Source organism: Streptococcus mitis, from assembly GCF_001579035.1.
Lineage (GTDB): Bacteria > Bacillota > Bacilli > Lactobacillales > Streptococcaceae > Streptococcus > Streptococcus mitis_J.
This window is the reverse complement of record NZ_KQ970292.1, coordinates 8,045-9,660: the sequence shown is the minus strand read 5'-3', so window position 1 is coordinate 9,660 and position 1,616 is coordinate 8,045. Positions and strand designations below refer to the sequence as shown.

Below are 1,616 nucleotides of genomic sequence, written 5' to 3'. Positions count from 1 at the left end.
ATAATACCTTGAATCATTTTTTAGAATTGGGAGAGTATCAAGGAAGTCAGAAAGATGAGAAAGTGTAGCTTTTTCGATTTACAACAGGTCATCAGTTAAGACCGTATGATGATGGTACAAAAGTTAAATTTAATATAATAGAGTAGGTGAATAAAATGTTAACTATGAAAAAGATTATTGCGGAATTTGATAAAAGTTCTAATGATATTAAATTCCTTGAATTTAATAAAAAAACAACGGATAGTATCGAAAGACCACAAGAAATGAAGTTTATCTTAGAACATTTTTCTTATATAACTGTTAATGGTTATTTAAAAATCTTGGGGAATGATTCGGAGAATGGCTTCATCTACTGTAATGAATTGTTTTCAAAATGTTATAATTCTAATCGTTGTTTGATAGCTTATGATATCTTGGGTGGTCTATTTGCAATAAATATTGAAAAATTAAATTCAATAGAATATTTCGCTCCTGATACATTAGAATGGGAGGATTTGGAAATAGATTACAAGGGATTTTTATATTGGGTGACGACAAATCAGTTAGACACATTTTATCAAGGACTTATAGTGCCAGATTTGTTCAAATTAGATTTATCGCTTGAAACAAATGAAGTTGTTTTGACCTATCCTTTTATTTGGTCAATGGAATACACTCCATCAGGTTCAGTTAGAAAAATAGTCCCTTTTAAAGAATTGTTAGGAATGAATGCTGATTTTTATAGACAGTTAAGTATATAAATTCATAGGCGTACCTCTCGTTCTAGATTGTTATTTATCTTATAGTCATTTAGTTTTAAAAAGCGCTCTAAACATTCAAAAATATTTGGGACTTCCCTTAATAAATCCGTCACTTTTTTTCAAGATAGCCCAAGCCTGCTCAATAGGATTCAAATCCGGTGAATAAGGTGGTAGAGGTAAGAAAAAGTGTTTATCTTGAATGCAAAGTTTATCCAAGATGTTCTTGGGATAAAAACTTGCATTGTCCATGACAATGATATGAGGTGTCTTCAAAGCAGGTAGGAGTTGCGTTTTGAACCACTTTACAAAGAAGTCACTCGTCATACTTTCCTTGTAAATCATGGGAGCTATAAACTTTCCGTCTACTTGTCCTGAAACAATTGAAGTCCGCTCAAAACGCCGTCCGCTAATCTTTTCATAGACTTTCTTCCCTCTAGGAGCCCGTGCATAGGGACGATAGAGGTAGCGGTCGATTCCCGTTTCGTCAATATATACGACTGGTAAATCTTTTAGGCTATCCAAAATATCAAGAAACTCAGCGACTTTCTCAGATCTTGTTCCTTAAAACTAGTCGTCTTTTTTAAAGTAACCTTAATCTGCTTTAAAGCTGCCCATGCTGAAGGAACAGCATAATCAAAATGTGCCGCAATTTCCCTTAAGAAAGCGTCTGGATGAGCCTCTACAAAGACTTTTAATTCATCCAAAGGAATCTTCCGTCTTTTGACGACTCGCTTTTTCCACTCTAAATGCCCTTGTTCACGTCTTTCTTTTTCCATGTGAAGAGAGTTCTGACGCCTACATCAAAAACTTTGGCCGCTAAAAAATTTTTAGAAATTCACTTTTCTTTCCTAATCGTATTTGTCTATATCTTATTTC

General features: G+C 33.8%; 1 protein-coding gene and 1 pseudogene. One reads left to right on the top strand and one right to left on the bottom strand.

The genetic code is table 11. The features are described 5' to 3' along the window. Positions 1-164 precede the first annotated feature (164 nt). Positions 165-740, top strand: a complete 576-nt coding sequence (locus SMIDD26_RS09825) for a DUF2625 family protein (protein WP_167747517.1) — start codon at positions 165-167, stop codon at positions 738-740. A gap of 2 nt (positions 741-742) precedes the next feature. On the opposite strand, the pseudogene SMIDD26_RS13365 reads toward SMIDD26_RS09825, so the two are convergent. Further along, positions 743-1,557: pseudogene (locus SMIDD26_RS13365) on the bottom strand (IS630 family transposase); the annotation flags it as partial. Between the last annotated feature and the right edge of the window lie 59 nt (positions 1,558-1,616).